This is a genomic window from Polynucleobacter sp. UB-Piko-W3, assembly GCF_018881635.1.
Classification (GTDB): Bacteria; Pseudomonadota; Gammaproteobacteria; order Burkholderiales; family Burkholderiaceae; genus Polynucleobacter.
Genome location: NZ_JACVPY010000002.1, coordinates 166,579 through 184,809, shown reverse-complemented (window position 1 = coordinate 184,809; position 18,231 = coordinate 166,579). Strand labels below are relative to the sequence as shown.

13 protein-coding genes and 1 tRNA gene are annotated in these 18,231 nt (G+C 45.1%); 4 read left to right on the top strand and 10 right to left on the bottom strand.

Features of this window, described 5'->3' with window-relative positions:
- Nucleotide 1 precedes the first annotated feature (1 nt).
- Nucleotides 2-1,069: a cell division protein ZipA C-terminal FtsZ-binding domain-containing protein gene (locus ICN31_RS01205; RefSeq protein WP_370624251.1), complete on the bottom strand. Its 1,068-nt coding sequence runs from the start codon at nt 1,067-1,069 to the stop codon at nt 2-4.
- Nucleotides 1,070-4,591 (bottom strand): chromosome segregation protein SMC, encoded by a 3,522-nt coding sequence (gene smc / locus ICN31_RS01200; RefSeq protein WP_216257809.1) that lies wholly within the window; start codon nt 4,589-4,591, stop codon nt 1,070-1,072.
- 174 nt (nt 4,592-4,765) lie between these two features.
- Between smc and dapD the strand changes: the two genes are divergently transcribed.
- From dapD to prmB, 3 genes are read left to right on the top strand one after another with little or no spacing between them, the layout of a single operon-like run.
- A complete protein-coding gene (dapD, locus tag ICN31_RS01195; RefSeq protein WP_088524567.1) occupies nt 4,766-5,593 on the top strand; it encodes a 2,3,4,5-tetrahydropyridine-2,6-dicarboxylate N-succinyltransferase in 828 nt (275 codons plus the stop codon).
- Between the two features lie 5 nt (nt 5,594-5,598).
- Nucleotides 5,599-6,750: a succinyl-diaminopimelate desuccinylase gene (gene dapE, locus ICN31_RS01190; protein WP_216257806.1), complete on the top strand. Its 1,152-nt coding sequence runs from the start codon at nt 5,599-5,601 to the stop codon at nt 6,748-6,750.
- Nucleotides 6,751-6,788: 38 nt separating this feature from the next.
- Nucleotides 6,789-7,685, top strand: coding sequence for a 50S ribosomal protein L3 N(5)-glutamine methyltransferase (prmB, locus tag ICN31_RS01185; protein WP_216257804.1), 897 nt, complete (start codon nt 6,789-6,791; stop codon nt 7,683-7,685).
- A gap of 7 nt (nt 7,686-7,692) precedes the next feature.
- Here prmB and radA read toward each other — a convergent pair whose 3' ends face one another.
- Genes radA through ICN31_RS01170 form a run of 3 tightly spaced genes read right to left on the bottom strand, consistent with a single transcriptional unit; the run spans nt 7,693 to nt 11,542 of the window.
- The gene (radA, locus tag ICN31_RS01180; RefSeq protein ID WP_216257802.1) at nt 7,693-9,057 is read right to left on the bottom strand and encodes a DNA repair protein RadA; all 1,365 of its coding nucleotides are present in this window, start codon (nt 9,055-9,057) and stop codon (nt 7,693-7,695) included.
- 41 nt (nt 9,058-9,098) lie between these two features.
- On the bottom strand, nt 9,099-9,605 hold the full coding sequence (locus tag ICN31_RS01175) for a hypothetical protein (protein WP_216257800.1): 507 nt from the start codon (nt 9,603-9,605) through the stop codon (nt 9,099-9,101).
- On the bottom strand, nt 9,602-11,542 hold the full coding sequence (locus ICN31_RS01170) for a potassium transporter Kup (RefSeq protein WP_216257798.1): 1,941 nt from the start codon (nt 11,540-11,542) through the stop codon (nt 9,602-9,604). Before ICN31_RS01170 ends, ICN31_RS01175 begins: the two co-directional genes overlap by 4 nt.
- 155 nt (nt 11,543-11,697) lie before the next feature.
- Here ICN31_RS01170 and ICN31_RS01165 point away from each other — a divergent pair.
- Nucleotides 11,698-11,774 (top strand) — tRNA-Met (locus tag ICN31_RS01165).
- A gap of 620 nt (nt 11,775-12,394) precedes the next feature.
- On the opposite strand, the gene ICN31_RS01160 is transcribed toward ICN31_RS01165, so the two are convergent.
- The 5 genes from ICN31_RS01160 to ICN31_RS01140 form a co-directional block, all read right to left on the bottom strand.
- Nucleotides 12,395-12,934 carry a hypothetical protein gene (locus ICN31_RS01160; protein ID WP_216257797.1) on the bottom strand — a complete coding sequence of 180 codons (540 nt, stop codon included), beginning with the start codon at nt 12,932-12,934 and terminating at the stop codon, nt 12,395-12,397.
- Nucleotides 12,935-13,003: 69 nt separating this feature from the next.
- Entirely contained in the window at nt 13,004-13,375 is a 372-nt protein-coding gene (locus ICN31_RS01155) for a glycine zipper family protein (RefSeq protein WP_216257795.1), read from the bottom strand.
- Nucleotides 13,376-13,415: 40 nt separating this feature from the next.
- On the bottom strand, nt 13,416-15,839 hold the full coding sequence (locus tag ICN31_RS01150) for a DNA internalization-related competence protein ComEC/Rec2 (RefSeq protein ID WP_255530860.1): 2,424 nt from the start codon (nt 15,837-15,839) through the stop codon (nt 13,416-13,418).
- A 168-nt stretch (nt 15,840-16,007) separates the two neighbouring features.
- Nucleotides 16,008-16,988 (bottom strand): tripartite tricarboxylate transporter substrate binding protein, encoded by a 981-nt coding sequence (locus ICN31_RS01145; RefSeq protein ID WP_216257791.1) that lies wholly within the window; start codon nt 16,986-16,988, stop codon nt 16,008-16,010.
- A 67-nt stretch (nt 16,989-17,055) separates the two neighbouring features.
- On the bottom strand, nt 17,056-18,126 hold the full coding sequence (locus ICN31_RS01140; protein WP_216257789.1) for a TauD/TfdA family dioxygenase: 1,071 nt from the start codon (nt 18,124-18,126) through the stop codon (nt 17,056-17,058).
- Nucleotides 18,127-18,231 lie beyond the last annotated feature (105 nt).

Here is an 18,231-nt window from a genome sequence, read left to right as displayed (position 1 = left end):
CCTAGCTAAAGAGTCTGCTGGCCGTAGAAGATCCAGCGGGAACTCCAGACTTTTCTAGATTGACGTAAAGAAGATCAAGATGCTGACGAATACTCACTACCGCAGCCTCACTCAAGTTAATACCATTGTCGTCTACTATACGGCCATGTGCAGCCTGAGCAAGCTTAACGGCCTCGCCAAACATTCTTTCGAAGGCACGTTCTTCTCGTGAGACTAATGGAACTTCAAGCAATAAGGTCAATTGTGATACAGGTGAATTGGGATCTAAATCAGCGCTATTAAAGACAAGCGACCCATTACTAAAGAACTCAAATTGCCTGCCGTTACGAGCTAATTTAAAACCACACCGACGCATCAGGGCGTCAAAGTTACCCCATGGGCATGGTTCATCAAATAAAACATTAATGCTCAGTTGGATATCGCTATCAGCGGCCATCACATCTAGCTCTTTGGCGCTTTCCAGCATTGTGGTCACACTAGGCATATCAATTTGAGAGCCCAAAGTCTCCGCAAGTGCTTGTGCACGTGAGCAAAAATCAGATAACTCCAATACTCCGATAGCACCACGGCGGCTTGCCAATTGGATTGCTAACTGCAACTCTGAATAGGTCGATCCAGGTTTGAGGACTTCCCAGCCCTCTGTGGTCCCTTGGGCAGCATTGAGACCTTCACATACCCATCTAGAGCTAGCTGCTAATTGAGCTTCAATCCACTCATGAATCTCTTCTAAAATCTCTGATCCAGCAATAGGCTGATCAAAACGAAGTGTGATGACGCAATCAATGCGGGGATCAATAGTAAATTTCTGTGCACTAGAAAGCGCTGTTGGAATAGGTGTAAAACTTGGCTCGGCGCGAACTATCTGTGGATCAGCAAAACCAGCGGTAAAGCTAGAATCGCGACCAAAGTGATCATCGCTCAATTGAACTTGCTCTTTTGCTTGGCGACGAGCACGTGCGTATTTAAAATTAAGAATGACTACTAATATCAAAATTAGTAAGCCAATGAAAGCTAATGCAAATTGCAAATCGGACAAACCTAAACTCGTCATGATTTGTTCTACGTACACTTAGGCGGCCTCCACGATCGATACAGCAGATGAGATATCTACTGCCACAATTCTGGATACACCCTGCTCTTGCATGGTGACACCAATCAGTTGATGAGCAATTTCCATGGTGATCTTATTATGTGAGATGAACACAAACTGTGTCTTTTCTGACATTTTGGATACCATCTTTGCATAGCGCAAAGTATTCGCATCATCCAATGGAGCATCCACTTCGTCTAGCAAGCAGAATGGGGCAGGATTGAGGAGGAAGAGTGAGAAAACTAAAGCAATTGCAGTCAATGCTTTTTCACCGCCAGAGAGTAGATGAATAGAGCTGTTTTTCTTACCTGGAGGTTGCGCCATAACCTGAACACCTGAATCCAAAATTTCTTCGCCAGTCATCACTAGTTCAGCATGACCACCACCAAAGAGCTCTGGGAACAATTTTCCAAAATGGATATTGACTTGATCAAAAGTACCCTGCAAGAGGTCGCGAGTTTCAGCATCAATCTTCGCAATCGCATCTGTCAAAGTCTGCATTGCTTCATTCAAGTCTGCAGATTGGGCATCTAAGAACTGCTTACGCTCACGTGAGCTAGCTAACTCATCAAGAGCAGCCATATTCACTGGGCCCAAGGATTGAATTTCAGTATTCAAGCGATTCACTTCCGTTTGTAATGCGCCCACTTTCAAGTCTGAGTTGAAATTTGCCTCCAAGGCAATGAGATCAGCTTCAGCATCCGCTAATAATGTTGCAAATTGCTCGAAGTTCAAGCGGGCAGCTTGTTCACGTAACTGTAAATCAACTACTTTGTCACGCATTGGCTGTAAGCCACGCTCTATTTGCATACGGGCTTCATCAGCTTCACGCAGTTGATGCAATAAAGCATCTTGTTCAGTACGTGCATTCGCAAGGGAAGCCTCACGTGCACTCCGGGCCAACAACAAGCCTTGCAATTTATCTTGCGCTTCTTCATCACTTAAAGTTGCTAGCTCTTGCGTGGCTAAGTCATGTTTATCTTGGATCTCCATGATCTGGGTACGCGCTGTACTTTGATCACGTTGCAAATCAGTAATACGTTGCTGCAATGAGCGAGTTGTAAATGCCGCTTCTTGAGCTGCCATCTCAGCAGCACGAAGAGATTCACGTAAGTGATCACGCTCTTGAGTGGTCAGCTCTAATTTTTCTTGGGCTGCCTGGAGAGAATCTTGCAGTCCCTGTTTAGAAAGTTCTGATTGGGTTAACTCCACGCTTGATTGAGCCTGATTCGTACCTAATTGCTCCATCTGCTGATGCAATTCTGACAACTCGCTTTGAACTTGCGCGGCACGCTGGCTGTATTGCTCTTCAGCTTGGGTGAGCTGCATTCTTTCCACTTCGAAACCATGCGCTTCTTGCACAGTATGCTCAGCATTGATGCGGGCCTGCTCTGCTGCTTGGTGTGCAGCTTGATAATTTGCAACACACTGATCCAATTCGCTTTGCAACTCACTTTGCATGAGTTTTTGAGCGCGTAATTGCTTCTCAAGACTTTCCATCTCTTGAGCGCGCGCCAACATACCGGCTTGCTCAGAGTCTGCAGCATAGAGTTGAACACTGACACGGCTCACTAAGTGGCCTTGCTGAGTAACAAAAGCACCGCCAGCGGGTAATTTCTCGCGACGATGCAAAGCATCTTCTAGGCTGCTAGCAATATAAATATTGTCTAACCATTCTTGCAATACAGAAGTCAGCCTTGCTGCGCCAGCACTTTGCACGCGCGTCAGTAGTGGTGTGAAATCGGCAGGCACATTGGTATGCGCAGGGGTTATTTCTTCAGTGAGCAAAATCGCTAAACGGCTTGGGGGAGCATCATTAGCTAAAGCTAATGTTTCTTGAATACTCTTTGCTGTTACTGCAGCCAAGCGTTCACGCAATACGGATTCCAAAGCAGCTTCCCAGCCACTTTCAACCTTCAACTCTTGCCAGAGACGTTTGCTCTCCTTAAGACCCTTACTCTCTAACCATGGTCCAATCTTACCTTGCGCTTGAACGCTAGCTTGCAAAGCAGTCAGTGCCGTTAACTTCGCTTCAGTTTGCGCAAGATCCTGATTTGCAATCTGGACCTTTTGCTGTGCGGCATTCCGTGCCTCGTCAGCAGCTGGAACGCGTTGTTGCGTATCAGCCGCGCTCTGCTTAGCCTCATCAACCTTACGCTGCGCCATGACCTGGCGATCAATCGAGGTTTGCAAAGCCTCTGCATCGGGTCTGCGCATGCCATCTAATTCGCTAGTGAGACGAGTCTCGCGCCCTTTAAGCTCATCCGATTGTGCAGACATCGCACGAATACGCTCACCCAAACTTGCTAAACGCTGCTCGATGGATGCCAAACTTTCGCGCGCATTATTGAGGTCGCGAGTAGATGTTTGATAAGCCTCTTCACGCCCTGGCATCTGTGCTTGTAAACCATTCAGATCCGCCAAGAGGGTTTGCTCTTTTTCTGTTGCAAGAGATAACTCATGTTCGGTAGTACGTTGCGCTTGTGCAGCATCAGTCTCTTGAATAGTCCAACGTTGTAACTGCGCCTGTAAATCGATAGTTTGTTGCTGCAAACGTTGACGTGCTTCTTGCACATAGTGAATCTGGGACTCGACCTGACTCACATCAGAGTTGGTTTGATACAAATCACCTTGAGCCTGAGAAACCTTATCTTGCAATGCATACTGTTGGGTACGCATGGTTTCTAATTCAGCCTCAGAATGGCGCAACTTAGCAGTTTGCTCTTCCAAACTAACCTGAGTATCGCGAATACTGTTAGCATGACGCTCTTGCTCTTTACCAGCCTCAGTTTGACGTACAAACCACAGCAACTGCTGCTGTGATTTCATTTGTGTTGAGAGCTCTGCGTGACGCTCAGCAACTGTAGCTTGTTTTTCCAAACGCGTTAATTGCTGATCGAGCTCACGCAAAATATCTTCAACACGAGTTAAATTTTCTACAGTATCTTCTAAGCGTGATGCCGTTTCTTTACGACGCTCTTTGTATTTAGAAACACCAGCAGCTTCTTCCAAGAAGACACGCAATTCTTCAGGCTTTGCTTCTAGAATTCGATTAATGGTTCCTTGACCAATAATGGCGTAACCTCTTGGACCCATACCAGTGCCCAAGAATATATCTTGAATATCTTTACGACGAACGACTTGATTGTTAACGTAGTAACTAGAGTTGCCATCACGAGTCAAAACGCGTTTGATTCCGAGTTCTGTAAAAGCACTCCACTGACCTTGAGCGCGCCCCTCAGAATTATCAAAAATCAATTCCACGCTGGCACGGCCAGATGGCTTTCGCAAACCAGAGCCATTAAAAATGACGTCCTGCATCGATTCGCCACGCAGTTCACTAGCGCGAGATTCTCCTAAAACCCAGCGGACAGCGTCAATAATGTTCGACTTTCCGCAACCGTTAGGCCCTACAACGCCAATTAATTGGCCAGGCATTTCAAAATGGGTTGGGTCAACGAAAGACTTAAAGCCGGAAAGTTTGATGGATTTCAGTTGCACGGCGTACTTTGCAGGGAAAAAGGGGGTTAAATAAGGGGGTAATTAATTAAAGCTGAAGTGGGAAGATGATAGCAAGCTTGGGACTACTTAGACGCGTTTTCTGCCCATCGATATAATGATAAATCGACCTCCAGGGACAAAACCCCTTAACAATCTGATAGTTAACTAAAAAGCATGAGCCAATCACCACAAAACATCATTGAACAAGCCTGGGAAAACCGCGCAAACCTCTCCCCAGATACCGCTCCAGGGGATGTCCGTAATGCCGTAAATGCGGTCTTAGAGGGCCTGAATGCTGGCACTATTCGCGTTGCTGAACGCCGTAGCGTTGGCAAATGGGATGTCAATCAGTGGGTTAAAAAGGCTGTTTTGCTCTCTTTTCGCCTAGAGGACAACGTCCCTATGGGTGCTGGTGGCTATACCCAGTTCTATGACAAAGTACCTAGCAAATTTCAGGACTACACTGCAGCCGATTTTGCTGCTGGTGGCTTTCGAGTTGTTCCCCCCGCAATAGCCCGTCGCGGCTCATTTATTGGCAAAAATGCAGTTCTAATGCCTTCCTACGTCAATATTGGCGCTTATGTTGGTGAAGGCACCATGGTGGATACCTGGGCAACTGTAGGTTCTTGCGCTCAAATTGGTAAAAATGTTCACCTTTCCGGTGGCGTCGGCATCGGTGGTGTTTTAGAGCCCATCCAGGCTGGTCCAGTCATTATTGAAGATAACTGTTTTATCGGCGCCCGCTCCGAAGTAGTTGAAGGCGTAGTTATCGAAGAGAACTCCGTTCTTTCCATGGGCGTCTACCTGGGTCAAAGTACCAAGATTTATGACCGTGAAACGGGTGAAGTTCACTATGGCCGCGTTCCTGCAGGCTCTGTAGTTGTTCCTGGATCTCTGCCTTCTGCTTGCGGCAAATACAGCTTATATGCTGCCGTCATCGTGAAGAAGGTGGACGCACAAACCAGAGCGAAAACTGCTATCAACGAATTGCTCCGCGACTAAATTTAATGAGCGCCACCCTTGAGCTGACAGAAGCTCTGATTGCTTGCCATTCCGTCACCCCGGCTGATGGTGGTTGCCAGGAATTAATCGCTCATCGCTTACAAGCTCTTGGTTTTCATACTGAGAGTGTTGTGAGTGGTCCTGAGAACTTTCAAGTAACTAATCTCTGGGCAATTAAAAAAGGTAAATCTGGCGACCAAGGCAAAGTATTGATGTTTGCTGGTCATACGGATGTTGTGCCAACCGGACCATTGGAAAAGTGGGATAGCAATCCATTTACTCCCACAATTCGTGATGGCATGCTCTATGGTCGTGGCGCAGCGGACATGAAAACCTCTCTTGCAGGTTTTGTAGTGGCAACCGAAGAATTTGTTACTACACACCCTGATCATCAAGGCTCTATTGCTTTCTTAATCACCAGTGATGAAGAAGGTCCTGCGAATGATGGCACTGTCATTATGTGTGAGCGTTTGCAAAAACAAGGGCAACACCTAGACTATTGTGTGATCGGTGAGCCTACTTCTGTTGAGCAACTTGGCGACATAATTAAAAATGGTCGTCGTGGCTCTTTATCTGGCAAGCTCAAAATTAAAGGCATTCAGGCTCATATTGCTTACCCGCATCTAGGCAAGAATCCGATTCACTTATCGGCACCCGCCATCTCTGCCTTAGTAGAAACCGAGTGGGATAAAGGCAATCAATATTTTCAGCCTACTAGCTTTCAGATCTCCAATATTCACGCAGGCACTGGTGCAAATAATGTGATTCCTGGTGAATTAACAATGGACTTCAATTTCCGCTTCTCTACTGAGAGTAAGCCAGAGCAATTACGTGAGCGTCTTGAGAAGATTTTGAATAACGCTGGCCTTGATTTCGAAATTGATTGGGTATTGGGTGGCAGTCCCTTTATTACGGGAGATGGTGACCTAGCTAGCGCATTGCGTCAGGCCATCAAAGCAGAAACTAAAGTAGATACGGAGCTATCGACTACTGGCGGTACTAGTGATGGACGATTCATTGCGAAGATTTGTAAAGAGGTTGTAGAGTTTGGCCCCCTCAATGCGACTAGCCACAAAATCAATGAGTGCGTCATCGTTGATGATGTCGAGCCACTCAAAAATATTTATCGCAAAACACTTGAGCAACTCATTGCTTAATTGCGTATCAATTTCTTTTCAGTTGAATTTGATTCATCATGGACCCTGAGCCTTTGCAATCGCTAACAATCAATCAGTGCATCAATCAAGTTGCACAAAAACTGGCAGCAGCAAACTTACATTACGGGCATGGCGCAATTGATGCGCAAAGCGAAGCGCTTTGGCTGGTAAGCAAACAGATCAATTTAAGCCCAACTGAAGCGCTTGATCATTTAGAGGATCCTATTACAGCAGAGCAAGAGAAAAAAGCTGTCCTGATTGCTGATGAAAGAATTTCTACCCGTAAACCACTTGCCTATATCCTGGGTGAAGCCTGGCTGATGGGTATCCCTTTTTTCTGTAGCGAGCAAAGTATTGTTCCCCGCTCATGGATTGCAGAGCTGATTGTTGATGGCTCTCTAGAGCCGTGGTTACCTGCAGACGGTAAAGCGCTTGACTTATGCACTGGTAATGGCTCGCTGGCAATTCTCTTAGCACTGTCTTGTCCTGATATTCATGTTAGCGCTTGCGATATCAGCATGCCCGCCTTATCTGTAGCCGCGCGGAATGTCGATCGCCATAGCTTGGGCTCTCAGGTGGAGCTATTGGAAGGTGATTTATGGGATGCGTTGCCAGAGCCTAATGAAGATAACGTATTTGACCTGATCATTTGCAACCCGCCATATGTAAATGCCCATTCAATGAATATGCTTCCCGTTGAATATCATGCTGAGCCAGTCCTGGCATTAGCAGGCGGGAAGGATGGCATGGATTTAATTAGAAGAATTATTGCGCATGCACCTGATTACTTATCTGAGCGTGGCGCCATTCTGATTGAGATTGGCAATGAGTATGAGAACTTTAAAAAGGCTTTTCCTCAAATTCCGGTGATCTGGATGGAAGTGTCTGCTGGCGAAGAACAGGTCCTTCTGATACAAGCAGAAGACCTGCGTTAGAAATTTATCAGCTTAATTCTGCTGCTGCAGCAATTGCCTGATCAATTCGCTCAACCGGAATGGTTGTTAATCCCGGAATCTTTGTCTTAGGCATATTCGCTTTCGGAATAATGGCCACTGTAAAGCCTAACTTTGCCGCCTCTTTTAAGCGCTCTTGGCCACGTGGGCATGGACGAATTTCACCCGCCAAACCAACCTCACCAAATACGATAAGCTCTTTAGGTAGCGCACGATTGCGAATCGATGATTGAATTGCCAAGAGCACTGCCAAGTCAGCCGCAGGCTCAGAGATTTTGACTCCGCCCACCGCATTTAAGAACACATCTTGATCAAAGCAAGCAATACCTGCATGACGGTGAAGAACTGCTAGGAGCATTGCCAAACGTGCTTGCTCTAGACCAACAGCCAAACGTCGTGGGTTAGGAACATGTGCGGTATCTACTAAGGCCTGGATTTCTACTAATAGAGGACGGCTGCCTTCTTGGGTGACCAGTACACAAGCACCGGGAACCATTTGTTCATGCTGCGATAAGAAAATTGCCGAAGGATTGGTAACGCCACGTAAACCCTTTTCGGTCATCGCGAACACACCTAGTTCATTTACAGCACCAAAGCGATTCTTAATCGAGCGTACTAAGCGGAATGAAGAATGGGTGTCACCTTCAAAATACAAAACAGTATCCACAATATGCTCTAAGACCCTAGGTCCGGCAAGGTGACCATCTTTAGTAACATGGCCTACCATCAATACACAGATACCACTGGATTTAGCGGCCCTAGTTAATTGCGCAGCACACTCTCGTACTTGCGCTACCGATCCGGGAGCAGAGCTCAGCACATCGGAGTACAAGGTTTGAATAGAGTCCACCACCAATACTTGTGGCTTAACAGTGTCCATAATTGAAATCAGTTTCTCTAACTGAATTTCTGCTAAGACCTCTAGCTGTGGTGCATTGAGTGCAATTCGTTTTGCCCGTAAGGCAATTTGGGCTGCTGATTCTTCACCACTACTGTAGAGTACATTCATGCCAGCAGAACTCATCTCCGCCAAGGCTTGCAATAGTAATGTCGATTTACCAATTCCGGGGTCACCGCCCAAGAGAACCACGCCACCTGGAACTAAGCCACCGCCCAAGACACGATCAAATTCTTCAACGCCAGTACTAAATCTTGGTAAATCTTCTGCAGTAATTGCAGATAACTTTTGCCTAGGTAAAGATTGTGCTAAGCCCTGAAAACGGGAATTTGCTGTGCTCTCAGGTACGCCCTCTTCTAATGTGTTCCACTCCTGACAGGATGGGCACTGCCCCTGCCACTTTGCAGAGCTGCCGCCGCAAGATTGGCAGATGTAAACCGTTTTGACTTTGGCCAAGAGTTACCTAGTAATTAAATTAAATAATGTTGAATTAGTGATCAATCCAGCTGTGTGCCAGATTTATTTTCTTGTGCACGCTTAGGGGCATCTTTACGACGCTGCTCTAAATCTGCTGCTCTGACTGCAGCTGCTTTTTGCTTTTCTTCAAACTCTCGCTGATTATCTGCACGCTCAGCAGCTTTTATAGGCGAAGCACGCTCAGCAGCACGCTTAATATCTTCTTGATCTTTTAAACTCTTACGTAATTTTCGCTGCACCTCATGAAGTGCAATCTCTTGTTCGGTGATAGGGTCTATCTCTTTTCGGTATTGCGTTCTAGCGCTACCAATACAGTAATTCACCCAATACTGTTGATAGCAGTCGGATTGAGCCTTGCCCCAGCGATACTTCGCCCACTCGCGCTGCAATTCAAGCTCTTGTTCAATCTTATCGAGCTGGGCAAGCTCAGCCTCTTCAGCAGGAGTCGCTAAGACTAAGCTACTGAAAGAGCAGGCTACAACAAAAATTCCGAGGAATATTGTTGAACGAATAGTTTGACTACTCAAATTTCCACCTTCGCGCCCAATTCAACTAAACGGTTAGTAGGGATCTTGAAGAAGTCTGAGGGCTTCGCAGCATTTTGCATCATCCAACCAAAGAGTTTTTCTCTCCACAGAGCCATGCCAGGATTGGCAGAGGGGACAATCGTGTCGCGCGCAACAAAGAAAGAGGTATCCATTAAATTAAATTCAATATTTTTCTGTTCACTTAATAATGACAAAACATTACTAATGTCGGGCGATTCTTTAAACCCATGAACTGCTCTTACTAGAAATATATTGCCTCCCAAATCTTTGATGCTAAGACGCTCATCATCATTAACGTAAGGCACATCCCAAGTACTAAGCTTCACAAAAAAGATACGCTCATGCATCACACGATTGTGCTTCAAGTTATGCAACATTGCGACTGGCACGTAATCAATGTGTGCAGTCAAAAAGATCGCCGTTCCCTCTACGCGGTGAGGCGGGTGAGCTAATAAACCAGTTATAAATTCCTGTAAATGAATTGAGCCTGCAACCAATTTATCACGCAAAAGTTTACGGCCACGGTACCAAGTAATGAGGCAAGTAAAAATTAAGAAGCCTAAAAATAGTGGGTACCAACCACCATCTTTAATCTTGATTAAATTGGCTGTCCAAAATGCGAAATCTAATGCAAAGAACACTGTAGTTAAAGCTATCACGAGCAAGATGTTCATTTTCCATTCGCGATACATCACTACTGCAAGTAGTACAGCCGTAATCATCATGGTTGATGTGACTGAAATACCATACGCGGCTGCCAAGTTAACAGATGCTCTAAATTCGATAATGGTAACCACCACCATAAACAGTAGCGCCCAGTTCACTACTGGAACATAAATTTGTCCTTGCTCAGAATCTGAGGTGTGCATAATCGTCATCCGCGGCATAAAGCCCAGCAAAATTGCTTGGCTTACAAGAGAGTAGGCTCCGGAAATCACCGCTTGGGAAGCAATCACGGTCGCCGCTGTTGCCAACCCTACCACTGGCCATAATGCCCACTCTGGAACCATTAAATAAAATGGATTTGATACGGCCTGGGGATTTGATAACAACAATGCTCCCTGACCCAAATAATTAATTAACAAGCTTGGTAATACGATCAAGAGCCAAGCATAGCGCACGGGGTTCCTACCAAAATGACCCATATCTAGATATAGCGCTTCAACACCTGTGACTACCAATACAACACCGCCCATCACAATGTAGGCGGTGGTGGGATGATTGATGACAAATTGTGCAGCATATGCGGGGTTGAGTGCACCGATAATTTCTGGCGCGGCGCCTATATTGATTACCCCTAAAATAGCCAGCACAATAAACCATACCAGCGTAATTGGGCCGAAAAGTTTACCCACTGCAGCAGTGCCATATTTTTGAATACAAAAGAGTGCAACGAGAATGGCCAAAGAAATTGGCAAAATGAACTTATGCAAACTTGGCATTGCGATCTCAATACCTTCTACTGCAGATAGCACCGAGATCGCAGGTGTAATCACAGATTCACCAAGCAACATACAAGATCCCAGCATTCCTAAAATCATCAAGCAGTAATAGGTCTTCGAGTCGCTCTTAAAGGTCCTAAGAGCTAAAGCCATCAGCGATAACACACCGCCCTCGCCTTTATTATCTGCACGCATCACAAAGATCACATACTTCACAGTCACTACGAGAATTAAAGACCAGATCATCATAGCGATCACACCAAAGAGCGCCTCTGGAGAAAAAGCAATGCCGTGTTCTGGATCAAAACACTCTTTGAGAGCATAGAGTGGGCTGGTACCAATGTCGCCAAAGACCACGCCAATGGCAGCAAGCATCATCGTACCCAAGCCCTTTTTATGACTATCGTGATCATCATGCAGATCAACTGGCTTTAATAAGTCAGAACTAGAAAACTCGGGATTGCTAATGGACATTTCAAGGCCTTTTAGTAATGTTGCGTGGCAATATGTTACTCCTTATATGAACTCGTGAAATGCTGAGCTAATTACTTAAAATCCGCTTTTTTATGCACCAATTGCAGGAAATCTCGACAGGGACCCCCAAAAAATGCTAGAATATAAGACTCAGACGCGGGGTGGAGCAGTCTGGCAGCTCGTCGGGCTCATAACCCGAAGGTCGTAGGTTCAAATCCTGCCCCCGCAACCAAACAGTAGAAGGCTTTTAGGTCAATTGGCTTAAAAGCCTTTTTGCTTTTCTGGGGCTGTAAGCTGTTCGTTCTCGTACAGACTGGTAGCAGCAGGTTCTCGATGACTGTCCCGACACTTGGGTACAAGATCAGATCGCTTTGCTTGGAGAGGGTGCAACAGTTCAAACCTTGATAGAGCACTTGGGTCGCAAATTGAGGGCGACAGAGGAAGAGATGCGAATCACAATAGAATCTCAAGCAGAACGCCGAGCACAGAACCCACATCCAGCCGACAAATGATAGACCTCAGATTAAAACAACACCCATAGCCGTATTGTTTAGTCCATTTTGGCTAAGCTCTAGAGGGGTGAAGGGATTTTGTTGAGGATGCCTGGGGGAAAAACAATAATCCCAGACATCATGAAATAGAGCTCTTGGACATCAATAGTATTAAGCAACGTCGCTTTCAAAAGTGATCAATGAAGCGATTCGATGCAGCTCATTTTGCAAGTACTTTCCCGCCATTTTCTGAGGCTCTTGCGAAAATAGTAGATCCTAATCTAGAAACCTTCAAGACATTGAAAGCGCTTTGACAATAAGTATCGTTTTCATTGCAACCAATCACAAAGCACTTAAGTAACTAGTTCTTTGGCCCATCAACTGCCTTCAGGTAACCCTGAAGATACTGAGCTGGCACAAATAAATCACTACTCACCCCAGTTTTTGAAGAAATGGTGACCTGAAATCCCTTATTCATTTGTTCCCGTAAAAAAGCATCGGTCAACTGAATAGCCATCAATTCTTTAAATACGCAACCTTGAGATTCACAGATACCAGCTTCTCGCGATAACACTTTAAAAGTACTCGCAGGTTTATTTAGCAAGTTAGCTGATTCGTAATAACGCCATGGAGCAAAGTAAGTCAGATGAACAAGGAGTTCGTATGATTTAACACCCTGAGCACTTTTCTCTGCTCGCAGACTAAACATTTCAAAAGTATTGGCAGCATCCATCGTATTGATCGGAGGGCCTTGATATATCTTTCCGCCATTACTGGGATTGGAACTAATGATAGTGGAACGATAGACATCGTTAATTTCCCAAGCACTAACAACTCTATCGTTACTTTTGCATGCTATTAAGCTAAGGCTAACTATGAGTAAAGCAACAATTCTGTACATATCTAAATCCCCTTAAGTCCGGAAATCATACTATTAAGCGACTATAGCCCCGCCCTATATTAAAGGGTTTTAATTCAGAACCCGATAACCTCTGCCACTTAAACAGCGCTTAACAACAGCCTCTTGAGCTTGATTGCCGCTAAATGCACCGCCAGCTCCACCAAGTACTGCACCAGCACCAGCTGCTTGAACGATACCTGTCTTATTGCCGCCCGCAACAAGCCCAAGTAAGCCGCCAACTACAGCTCCTGCACCAGCACCTTTTGCGGCAGTCTCACCCATGCCAGACTGCTCTTTGGCGTATGCCTGACACTCTTGCAAATCCTTCTCATAAGCGGCCTCATTAACACCCTTCATATCAACAATTGGGCGAACATCAGCACCAGCGCAACCGACTGCCGTAACGACTACTAAAGAAGCTAATGCAAATAGCTTATTCATATTCCTCACCTTTTTACTAAATTCACTGGGGGCTTAAGGATTATTCCTTAATACTCCGATGCCATAGACGATTTATATCATGCCGCCAAAATTGTGTCGAAGGCTGAGTATGGTTTTTAAATGTCCAGATTTGAGCGCCCGTGATGGGCGTTTGATAAAACGGAATATTTAAATCTTGGTATCGCGCACTCACAGTAGGGTGTGGATGGCCATAGCGATTACGGTAGCCATTTTGTGCAAAAGCCTGATAAGGCTTCAAGCTCTTGAGCAAGTCGAGGGATGAAGAGGTTTTACTACCATGGTGTGGTGCCATGAAAATGAGTTGCTTATCGCCCATCTCTGCAAGTCTTGAGTAATTAAGCCGCTCCACCATCTCAGCCTCAGCTTGCTTTTCTACATCACCAGTTAACCAGAAAGAAGCATTTTGGTTACGAACCTCCAATACGCAACTCATTTCATTTGGCTTCCTAGAATATTGATCCTCAAAAAGTGTATCTTCGCTTGGGTGCCACACTGTGAACTCAACGCGATCCCAAATCCAACGCTGCCCGAACCGACAAGGGATGCTTAGAACTTTTCTAGCCTGAAGATTTTGGAGCAAAAGATTATTACTAGGCAATGAACCCATCATAGAATCAAACTGAATTTGCTTTAGTAAGGTAGCAGCGCCGCCCACATGATCGCTATCACTGTGACTAATCACCATGCGATCTATTTGATCAATACCCCTGCCACGCAAATAAGGCAGAATCACGCGCTGCCCCGCATCATCCTTCTTCCCTTGAATGGGTCCAGTGTCATAGAGTAATTTCTTATTTGCTGTCTCAAGTAAGACTGCCGTACCCTGGCCAATATCCAGAACGGTTGCCCTGAATTCGCCCTCAGCTAAAGCAGTAGGATTGGAGATAGAGAGGCTAAGAAGCGGAATGAATAAAGGGATGGATAGAGCTAAAGCTAAAGCACGTATTTTCCAATCATCGATCAAACTGCCTGGGCGTATGGCATAAATAATTCCAATGCCAGATAGAGATAAGACCCACCACTCTGGCTGAGGTGCCCATACTACCGACCAATTCCAACTAGCCATCCAATCAAGCGCAATTGCTAGCCACTCCATTGCCATATGGGCTAGCAATATAAGCCACCTACCAATAAATTCTGGTAACAATGCTCCAGCTATAGCTAAGGGTGTCACAACATAACTCACTAAGGGAATTGCAAAGGCATTCGCTAAGGGGGAGACTACAGATACTTGATAGAACCAATACAAAGTGAATGGGAGTAATGCAATCGTGACAACTGCTTGTACTCGACAGGCTTCACGTAAGGCTTGAGTTATGCGATAAATCCAATGAACTTCTAATTCTTTGCCAGTAGGTATGCCGAGTAGGCCTGATGAATTTCCCATCGCAAATAGAATGGCAGCAACCGCACCAAACGACAACCAAAAGCCCGGGGTGTAAGGTGCCATTGGATCAATCAGTAGAACAAAAGCTAATGCCCACCACCAAATATCAAAAGATCTCGGGTTTCTGCCAGACCATAGTGCATATGCCACTACACCAACCATATACATCGTTCTTTGCGCAGGTATCTGAAAGCCCGCCAACCAAGCATAAATAAATGCCGTCAGAAATCCAGCGATTGCAGCAACCTTGCCAACAGGAATTAATAGAGGCCAAAATCGGCGTCGCCAAATAAAGGCTACGATAGATGCGCCAACGCCAGCCAACATCGTCACATGTAGCCCTGATATAGAAATCAAATGGCCAATACCAGTAGCATTAAATATCCGCCAGTCATCCTGTTCAATCGCATTTTGATCACCCATTACCAGGGCAATCATCACGCCTGCATAGCGAGCATCTGCCGGCAACATAGATTGAATTTTTTTACGTAACTCCCAGCGCGCTAATTCTATGCGCAGCTCAAAGTCTGTGAGACCGATATCTCTAGCTGAGAGTAATTCTCCTGATCGCACTGAGCCACTTGCCCCAAAGTCCTGATGAAAGGACCACCGCTCAAAATCAAAGGTATAGGGATTGAGAGATCCATAAGGACGCTTGAGTTTTACTTTTAGCTTCCAGCGTTGTCCCGGAACAATCTCAGGGATTGCTTGCGGGCTTCTCCAGGCAGGCTGCCAACTTAAATAGATTCGCCAAGGAAGTGCACCTGTTACGTCATCTACTTCAAATGCAAACTTAGCACCCCCTGAATTTCCTTGAGGAAGCGCAGCTACTCGCCCTTCTATTGTTAATTCTTTACCTTCCATTTCTGGAGAAAGGATATTGTGTAATCGATTCTCAGCATAGCGGGCATTCCAAGCAAAGCCCAGCACGAATACGAAAGCAAAAATTGCTAATTTACGAAAATGACTTTGTGGTTTTCCAATATAGGCGAGGAATAAAAAAATCATTCCAAGCAGAAAACATACTGACATCCAATACAGGGGTAACTTTGGCAAAAAGAATAGGAATGATCCCCCGGCGATGAACGCCGTAATCGCTAAGCGCAAGAGCTTAAGAGGCTTGCTTAAGCGTGAATTGCCAGCGCAGAGAGATGACTAAAACAGCAATAGAATTACTGCGCAGCCAATTTCTCCCGGCCCACCGGTTGCCTGTAAGCCAGAAAGCTATTTACGTAAACCCAAATTGGTGCCGAGTCTTTCGTAAAGAAGAACTTGTTGCTTCACAAATTGGTCGGTTTCAGCTGGAGACCGAATAGCGGCTATCGCACCCGCTGTTTTATTAGCATTCTCCCATGCGGGATCTTGAGCTACTTTCTTCAGAACTTCAACCCACTTATCTACTACATCTTGAGGCAAACCCGGCGGACCAAATAAACCACTCCACCCTGTTGCCTGCTCGAATTGATTTAATCCCAACTCACGACTAGAAGGGATATCAGGGAAATCTTTCAACCTGTCTGGTGTAGATACCATTAAGCCGCGCATACTCCCACCTTTAATTTGGCCAGCCAAGGTGGTCATCGTGTTGCAAACAAAATCGACTTGATTTCCGAGTAAGGCAGCGCTACTTTCCCCAGCGCTCTTATAAGGAATCATTGCAGCTGCTGAAGAAGGTAAGTTAGCTGCATTTAGTAAGATCTCAACCGATAAATGCTGAGAAGTGCCTGGGCCAGCAGTTGCATAGTTGAGCTTACCTGGATCGGATCGAAGGGCCCCGAGTAGATCCCTCATATTTTTATAAGGTGAATCGCTTTTAACAACACACACCATAGGATTTAAATCCAACAAACTGATAAAAGTAAAATCATTCCACTTATAAGGAGTTTTACTATCGAGCGCAGGCACAATAGCCTGAGAGCCAACTCGGGAGATCAATAAGGTATAGCCATCGGGCGGGCTATTCCGAACCTTCAGTGAACCAATGGTTCCTGATGCGCCGACAATATTTTGAACAATCAAAGGTTGGTTCATCAACTTGGTCGCAACTGATGCCAAGTTTCTACCAGAAAAATCGCTATCTCCGCCCGCAGTATAGGGGGCAATTAAAGTAATTGGTTTAGACGGGTAGCCTTGAGCACTAAGACCCACTGAGACAGAATTTAAAGCTACAAAAATGAGTCCACAAGATGCAAACTTCAGACTCACAGCATTATTTATTATCCTACGCAGATCATTGAACATATCATCACACCCAAAGTAGATTTTAAGTTTTTTAAAGCGAATTAAGCTCAACACTGAGTTGAGTACCTGGAACAATAATTCCACCGCGATCACCCTTTGTCGTTGACCCCCAACGCGGAATATAGTACTCAGGAAGTGACCGAGCATTATTGGGAGCAATCCATAACCTCAGTAAATGACGATGACGTTCAGGCTCAGGCCAATTTTCAAAATCACTTCTTGAATGAAGTATTAGATGGTTATTTAATATTTGAATATCGCCAGGCTCAAACTCCATAGACAATACAACTTTTCTCTCGGCCAATATTTCATCCATTAAGTCCATCACATCAACCTGCTCACGCTTTAGTCTTGGAGCATCTGGAAAGTTATTTTGAGCTGAGTCAATATATTGACGTATATAGGTGCAAGTTAACTGATCTTCGAACCAAGTAAAAATGGGCATGCTATACCAGGGCTCATAGCCATCTGGAATCTCACCTCTTCTATCGGTTGGATAGGGCATAAATAACGCCTCTACTAGATCTGGGCGCCTCAGTGCAACTTCGTTATATAAGCTAATAGAACTGGCAATATAGGATTCTCCTCCTGACTTAGCTTTTTGAAGACAAAGCAAGGCCACCAAATCTGCAGAGTCGGTATGAAAGTCTAATTTTTTATTGGTTTGATAAAAACGGACATCTTTATTCTTAATATCAACCCCTTGATCTTTCACATGCCCCAACAAATGCCCCTTTGCATTACTGCTACGCAAACTTCCAATATGAGAGCCAATGCCAAGATAAATGGTGGCAGACAATTTAAGGTCTAGCTGATCAACCGGCAATCCTCTGATCAACAAAAAACCGCGTCCAAACAGTAATTCATTTGAAAATTCTTTTATCTTTTTGGATAAAGAAGCCAATGGGAAGTATTTTGGAGAAATCTGCTCTAAGGGCTTATTCAGTGATAAAAAATAACTCCCCGCCTCTATAAGCTCGCGAATTTCATCTTGAGTCCACTCTAGTATCCAGGACGTATCCTTTTGCAACTCCTGGCCATTCCATGCGGCGGGCCCAGTAATCGCTTTAGGTAATTGCAACTTTGGCATCAGAGCATTCATCTACACCCCCAAGGAGAATCATTTGCTAATTAATATAAACCAACTAGAAGAGACCTAAAGCCTCTTTTATTGAATTGTTAGTAGTTCCCCTTACTTTTACTGATG

Bases quoted from the DNA above. Each gene is read 5' to 3' on its own strand.
- dapD (WP_088524567.1), top strand. From the start codon at position 4,766: ATGAGCCAATCACCACAAAACATCATTGAACAAGCCTGGGAAAACCGC.
- dapE (WP_216257806.1), top strand. From the start codon at position 5,599: ATGAGCGCCACCCTTGAGCTGACAGAAGCTCTGATTGCTTGCCATTCC.
- prmB (WP_216257804.1), top strand. From the start codon at position 6,789: ATGGACCCTGAGCCTTTGCAATCGCTAACAATCAATCAGTGCATCAAT.
- ICN31_RS01170 (WP_216257798.1), bottom strand. From the start codon at position 11,542: ATGTCCATTAGCAATCCCGAGTTTTCTAGTTCTGACTTATTAAAGCCA.
- ICN31_RS01160 (WP_216257797.1), bottom strand. From the start codon at position 12,934: ATGTACAGAATTGTTGCTTTACTCATAGTTAGCCTTAGCTTAATAGCA.
- ICN31_RS01155 (WP_216257795.1), bottom strand. From the start codon at position 13,375: ATGAATAAGCTATTTGCATTAGCTTCTTTAGTAGTCGTTACGGCAGTC.
- ICN31_RS01140 (WP_216257789.1), bottom strand. From the start codon at position 18,126: ATGAATGCTCTGATGCCAAAGTTGCAATTACCTAAAGCGATTACTGGG.